This window comes from Methylophaga sp. UBA1464, assembly GCF_002325665.1.
Lineage (GTDB): Bacteria > Pseudomonadota > Gammaproteobacteria > Nitrosococcales > Methylophagaceae > Methylophaga.
The window spans coordinates 1-6,053 of sequence record NZ_DCSO01000015.1; the positions used below are offsets into that span (position 1 = coordinate 1).

Genomic DNA, 6,053 nt, shown 5'->3' on the forward strand with positions numbered 1-6,053 from the left:
CTGCGTAATCTGCGGATAAATATCTATTAAACCTCTGTGCTCTCCGTGTCGCTGTGGTTTATATCAACTATAAAGGCACACCAATCCGCTGAGCGACCTCTTCGTAGGCTTCAATCACACCACCCAATCCCTGACGAAACCGATCTTTATCAAGTTTCTTGCGGGTTTCGGCATCCCACAGACGGCAACCATCCGGGCTGAATTCATCCCCCAGATAAACTTCACCCTTAAACACACCAAATTCCAGTTTGTAGTCCACCAGAATCATTCCGGCATCGGCAAACAGTTTTTTCAGCACCTGATTCACTTCAAAGGTCAGCGCTTTCATACGTTGGACCTGTTCATCAGTGGCCCAGCCAAAGGTGGCGATATGGTATTCATTAACCATCGGATCATGCAGGGCATCGTTTTTCAGAAAGAACTCAAATACGGGTGGATTAAGTTCCATGCCATCTTCAACCCCGAGACGACGCACCAGACTGCCTGAAGCGACATTTCGCACCACACATTCCACCGGGATCATGTTCATATTTTTGACCAGGGCTTCGTTGGCGCTAAGCAATTTTTCGAAATGCGTAGGAATACCAGCTTTGCCTAACTGCTCCATGATAAAAGCATTGAACTTATTGTTGACCTCACCCTTGCGGCTTAACTGCTCAATGCGTTCACCATCAAATGCTGATGTGTCATCACGAAAACTGAGTACAACATAATCCTGATCGTCAGTCGCAAAGACGCTTTTGGCTTTACCGGCATAAAGTTGCTGTAATTTTTGCATGATGGTTTCTCTTAGGCTTTAGTTAGTTCGCGCCAGTCAAATCCGGCATCTTGTTCAGCAATGCCGATCCAGTCTGTTGTGCAGTTCAGGGCATCCGCAAATAAAGGGCTCACCAATGACGGTGAATTATTCTTTTCACTGATATGCATGGCAACAATATGCTGCAAACGCGAGGTATCAATTTTCGCAAGTAATTCGGCAGATTGCACGTTATTTAAGTGCCCAAATCGGCCGCCGACCCGCTGTTTTAAATATTCGGGGTATTCGCCCTGCTCCAGCATGGCCATATCATGGTTGGCTTCAAGCATCAGTCCATCACATAACGTCAAAGCAGATTCAATCACTGGTGTGATAAAACCGACGTCGGTTAACAGGCCTAACCGGAAATCGCCGTTATGAAATACAAACTGGCTGGGTTCACGCGCATCGTGCGGTACCGGGAATGGCGAAACCTGAATATCCTTGACGTGAAAAGTCTCATGACAGCTGAATTCATGGATATGCGGCATAACCTCTGTAGGTAAACAGGCCGCCGTACCAGGGGTTGCATAAACCGGAATATTGAACTTCTGCGACAGAACGCGAACACCACCAATATGATCGGCATGTTCATGCGTGACTAAAATAGCCGATAAGTCTGACGAAGTCAGACCAAACCGCCGCAAACGTTTTTCGGTTTCACGAGCTGAAAAACCACAATCCACCAGAATTGTGGTTTTTCCCTGTGAAATCAGTGTTGCATTGCCCCGGCTACCACTGCCAAGTGATGCAAAACGCATTATTGTGTCAATTGTTCCTGAATCAAACCAAGTAAGCGTTTAGCGGTATCTGAACTGGTACGAACCTGTTCAGAATCCAGTACGGTAATGCGTGTATTGGAGGCATCAGAAATCAGCTTGATGTAGTAATACTCTTCCGGTGCCACTTCATCATCATCTTTCCAGAAAGCCATGCGGCCAAAGAAGCCACGTTCTTCTTTTTCAGCTTCGTTAAATGGATCCAGATAACGCACGTAATAGGTACCGCGTGAACGATCACGATCTTCTACTGCAAAGCCACGGCTATCCAATACCCGACCGACACGATCCCAGACAGAGGTGAATTCCTGCTCAACCAGTAAAGCCTGATGACCTTCGGCTTCATCCAGTAAAATCACACGGGCATCCGTTTGTTGGGCTGCAGAACTTGGCAATGAAGCTTGTTCGCGAGCTTTATCCTGCTGATATAAACCACCAAGATAGTCTGCTAACTGACGAAGCATCGCCTCGTCTTTCTGATTGCTGCGACTGGTTTCGTCGGTACCCGTTAAAAATACACGGGCAGAACGATTTACATCACCACGCTCCATACGAATACGATAAGCATACCCATCAACATCAGGCTGGGTGTCCATCAAGCCAATACGCTGATCTTTACGATGGATATTCATATTGATATCCGCCCAGAAAGCTTCAATACGTTGCCAGGTTTCATCACGATCACCCGGAACGACTAAATGACGGTTAGCACCTTCGCCGGATAAAGCGGGTTTGGATTCTGGAGTAATGTTATAGCGGGCTGCCAACGGATTAGTGCCTGCTTCTTCGTATTCTGAGTAGGTTGCCGAACTTTGCTCGTTGCCAGCTATTTGATCATTGATTCGTGATGTACTCAGATCAGGTGGAATATCGAGAGGCGGCATAGTTTCTGCCTTACGGTATTTCTGAGTATTGTCAGGAGCAACTTCATCAAGTGATGGCAACAGCCCACAACCTGAAACGCTCACTGCGACCAAGACACCACAGGCTTTCAACTTAAAACGATTAGTGTTCATTTAATTACATTCACTCACTTATGGATTCAGAACACCGGCAGTGACCAGCGCCTCACGAACCGGTTGATGAAATTGTTCAGACAAAACTGTCATTGGTAGACGTATCCCTTCCGGAATCATTCCCATCTCATGGAGAGCCCATTTAACAGGGATTGGATTGGACTCAGAAAATAACCGCTGATGTAATAAAGATAATTTATCGTTAATTTCACGAGCAGTCTCAGCATCACCATTCAAAGCAGCTTCACACATTTGGCTCATTAAAGCAGGAGCTACATTCGCTGTTACAGAGATAACCCCGCGACCACCCGCCAGAATAAAATCGACGGTATTGGCATCTTCTCCAGTGTATAGCGCAAAATTATCGTCGCAGAGATCCTGGATTAACTTCACTCTCCGCACATCACCAGTCGCTTCCTTGATACCGATAATATTACCGATTTTAGCTAGCCGACCGACGGTTTCCGGCAACAAGTCACAGGCCGTACGACTGGGAACGTTATACAGGATCTGCGGGATATCAACTGCTTCTGCAATCGCTTTAAAATGAAGATACAAACCTTCCTGAGTCGGTCGGTTGTAATAAGGTGTGACCAACAGAACAGCCGCAACACCTAATTGCTTAGCGTAATGCGACAATTCAATCGCTTCTTCAGTGGAGTTGGCACCGGTTCCGGCAATCACCGGAATACGTCCAGCAGCCTGTTCGACTACCTGTCGGATAACATCTGTATGTTCATCAACATTTAATGTGGCAGACTCACCTGTAGTACCAACCGCGACAATAGCACTGGTGCCATTTTGAATATGAAAATCGACGAGCTTGCGCAGGCTTTCACCGTCTAACGAGCCATCCGCCCGCATGGGTGTTACCAGAGCTACCATACTGCCGCTGAACATATTCATCAGACTCCGCGAAAATAAACTGGCATGGTACTTTGCCAGCCGGTAGATGACAAGACCGGGCTGCTTTGGTTAAGGTACTGCCAGCAGAATAATCACTAACGGAGAACGTTTAATGACCACAGTTAATTTACAGCAAACCGTACCGGATTTTGAATTGCCCTCCACTGGCGATAAAACCATCCGGCTTTCCGACTTACGTGGCAACAATGTGCTTATCTATTTTTATCCCAAAGACAACACGCCGGGATGCACATTGGAAGGCCAGAATTTCCGTGACCATATTGAAACATTTAATGCCCACAACACATTGATATTCGGTATCTCCAGAGACAGCGTACGTGTTCATGAAAACTTCAGGGAAAAGCAGCAGTTTCCCTTTGATTTACTCTCTGATGCTGATGAAACAGTCTGTAATTTGTTTGGCGTCATGCAGCTGAAGAAAAATTATGGCCGTGAATATATGGGGATCGTTCGCAGCACTTTCCTCATTGATACAGAAGGCAAACTCATCAACGAATGGCGGAATGTTAAAGTCAAACAGCATATCGATGAGGTGTTGGACGTAATCAAAACCTTATAATCAAAAGTAATTCACTTTAAATAAAGCGTATATAAACAAATACTTAAATTGCGTTTCTAAACCAATAAAACAGGTCAAGTACGAAACACTGCACTCAGTGGAGCGCGGTGTTTCATGTCTGCTGGCATTCATTAATTCGGATCAGGCCGGTTTCAGATCAAAAGCAATACAGATCCGTTCTTCATCCGAATTAAATGGAATGGTGCGATGAAATACCGAGGATGGAAACATGACAATATCCCCGACTTCCGGTGCAATGGTTTTACTGGGGAAATTGTCATGTTGTTTGGGATAATCATCCCCATGCGTGCTGAGCTCTATACTGCCTTCATCGGGATGCGTTTTCTGCTTAGGCAGGGCCAGATATAACGCGCCACTCACCCAGCCTTCTTCGTGGATATGTGAGGTTAAATGACCACCGGTTTTCATTTTGACGTACCAGGAGCTGGCAAACACTGTTTGTTTGGGAAAACCTTTCGCAAAAATGCCACTTTCGCCCTTCAGGTTTTCACGATAATCGTCAATGGCTCGCGCCACCAGTTTGGCAATCTGCTGAAAGCTGGCTTCCGAACGTTTAAACAGATTTCCGGCCGATTGCACGCCATTATGTAAACGGCCCTGACTTTTTTCTTCTATATCGGCCTGCTCAATATCCGCCAGCAGCTGTTTTAACAATTCGCTGTCACCTTTTAATTCCGGCACCTGAACATGGCATACCAGATCCAGTGGGCTTTTACAGAAATTATAGTCATTCACCGTACCGAAGTTCTCGGCATAATGCCCAGCTAATGTCGCCAGAAACGGTGAGCTATGACGAGCTTTTTTAAGCTGGTCCAAACCTTGTTTGAAATCCTCAAAGCGCTCAGTTTTATAGAGGCAATACAACGAACGTTCCTGCCAATCGGCATACTGGGATCGTTGGAAGTAATTCAAAGCCTGCTGCAAATCTCCACTGTCATAGAGATATACCGCCAGACTGTAATTGGCTAACGGCAATGACGGATCTAACTCCAGTGCCTGTTTATAAGCCGCTACTGATTCATCATAACGGCCCTGATCCCGTAACACTTCACCAATATTGCTATGCACCTCGGCATAATCCGGTTTTAATTCCAATGCCTTATTATAGGTAGCAATGGCATCGGCCAGTTTTCCCTGATTCTTAAGCGCCGTTCCCAGATTGAAATACAGTTTGGCATCTTGAGAAATAGTCAAAGCCCGCTGATAAATCGCTACAGCTTCATCCAGTCTGCCCTGTTCTTGCAGGCAGACCCCAAGATTGGCGATGGCCTCAAGAAAATTCGGCTGTTGTTCAATGGCTTTTTGATAATAATTACCGGCTTCTTCAAAACGGTTTTGGCTCTGTAATGCATATCCAAGGTTATATAAAGCATCTGTCAGTTCAGGCTTCAAACGCAAGACTTTCTTGTAGCTGTTGATAGCTTCATCAATGCGATTCAGGTTGGTCAACAAAATGCCCATATTGAAGTAAATCTCAGGTACATTAGGGTCAATTTCTGTTGCCTTGCGAAAAACCATGACGGCATCTTTAAATTTGTTTTGCGCGGCCAAAGCGTTGCCATACAGATTTAATACCGGAAATGAACGTGGATAGGATTTAAGTAATTTTTTAGATGCTGATTCAGCAAAGCCCACTTGCCCTGTGTTCAAGGCCTGAATAATCGCTTGTAAATCGGCCTGTCCCGGCGTTGGGCTTGGCATCGGCTGTTTCATAGCAGGTTTTCCATTAATTTCAGGAGGTATTTCCTGCAATTTACATGACTAATTCCTACTTAGGCAAGATATCTTCCCAGATTTTTATGCCGAATAAATTCAAAGCAGATAACCGAACCAAAAATACGCTGTTCAGGTCTGCTTAACATTCATAACAAGGGAGTCATTAATTCATGGATACGATTACGCAGGCGTTACTCGGCAGTGCAGTGGCTTACAGCGTTGCCGGACGCAAAGCCCCC

Annotated in this window: 7 protein-coding genes; 2 read left to right on the forward strand and 5 right to left on the reverse strand. The window is 45.6% G+C overall.

The window, feature by feature from the left end; genetic code table 11:
- Window positions 1–67: 67 nt before the first annotated feature.
- Genes purC through dapA form a run of 4 tightly spaced genes read right to left on the reverse strand, consistent with a single transcriptional unit; the run spans window position 68 to window position 3,491 of the window.
- Window positions 68–778 carry a phosphoribosylaminoimidazolesuccinocarboxamide synthase gene (gene purC / locus B3O33_RS01505; protein WP_292359117.1) on the reverse strand — a complete coding sequence of 237 codons (711 nt, stop codon included), beginning with the start codon at window positions 776–778 and terminating at the stop codon, window positions 68–70.
- An 11-nt stretch (window positions 779–789) separates the two neighbouring features.
- Window positions 790–1,557 carry an MBL fold metallo-hydrolase gene (locus tag B3O33_RS01510; protein ID WP_292359115.1) on the reverse strand — a complete coding sequence of 256 codons (768 nt, stop codon included), beginning with the start codon at window positions 1,555–1,557 and terminating at the stop codon, window positions 790–792.
- On the reverse strand, window positions 1,557–2,591 hold the full coding sequence (bamC, locus tag B3O33_RS01515; protein ID WP_292359113.1) for an outer membrane protein assembly factor BamC: 1,035 nt from the start codon (window positions 2,589–2,591) through the stop codon (window positions 1,557–1,559). The genes B3O33_RS01510 and bamC overlap by 1 nt, the downstream gene beginning before the upstream one ends.
- Before the next feature lie 18 nt (window positions 2,592–2,609).
- Window positions 2,610–3,491: a 4-hydroxy-tetrahydrodipicolinate synthase gene (gene dapA, locus B3O33_RS01520; protein ID WP_292359292.1), complete on the reverse strand. Its 882-nt coding sequence runs from the start codon at window positions 3,489–3,491 to the stop codon at window positions 2,610–2,612.
- 118 nt (window positions 3,492–3,609) lie between these two features.
- On the opposite strand from dapA, the gene bcp reads away from it, so the two are divergent.
- A complete protein-coding gene (bcp, locus tag B3O33_RS01525) occupies window positions 3,610–4,077 on the forward strand; it encodes a thioredoxin-dependent thiol peroxidase (protein WP_292359111.1) in 468 nt (155 codons plus the stop codon).
- A 141-nt stretch (window positions 4,078–4,218) separates the two neighbouring features.
- Here the strand turns inward: bcp and B3O33_RS01530 are convergent, their stop codons facing one another.
- Window positions 4,219–5,811, reverse strand: coding sequence for a tetratricopeptide repeat protein (locus B3O33_RS01530; protein ID WP_292359109.1), 1,593 nt, complete (start codon window positions 5,809–5,811; stop codon window positions 4,219–4,221).
- Between the two features lie 173 nt (window positions 5,812–5,984).
- Here B3O33_RS01530 and B3O33_RS16065 point away from each other — a divergent pair.
- Window positions 5,985–6,053, forward strand: a 69-nt coding sequence (locus B3O33_RS16065) for a hypothetical protein (protein ID WP_422655660.1), incomplete at its 3' end; no start/stop codon positions are given.

What these genes read in the sequence shown, in the direction of transcription:
- purC (WP_292359117.1), bottom strand. Translation starts at nt 778, where the DNA reads ATGCAAAAATTACAGCAACTTTATGCCGGTAAAGCCAAAAGCGTCTTT.
- B3O33_RS01510 (WP_292359115.1), bottom strand. Translation starts at nt 1,557, where the DNA reads ATGCGTTTTGCATCACTTGGCAGTGGTAGCCGGGGCAATGCAACACTG.
- bamC (WP_292359113.1), bottom strand. Translation starts at nt 2,591, where the DNA reads ATGAACACTAATCGTTTTAAGTTGAAAGCCTGTGGTGTCTTGGTCGCA.
- dapA (WP_292359292.1), bottom strand. Translation starts at nt 3,491, where the DNA reads ATGTTCAGCGGCAGTATGGTAGCTCTGGTAACACCCATGCGGGCGGAT.
- bcp (WP_292359111.1), top strand. Translation starts at nt 3,610, where the DNA reads ATGACCACAGTTAATTTACAGCAAACCGTACCGGATTTTGAATTGCCC.
- B3O33_RS01530 (WP_292359109.1), bottom strand. Translation starts at nt 5,811, where the DNA reads ATGAAACAGCCGATGCCAAGCCCAACGCCGGGACAGGCCGATTTACAA.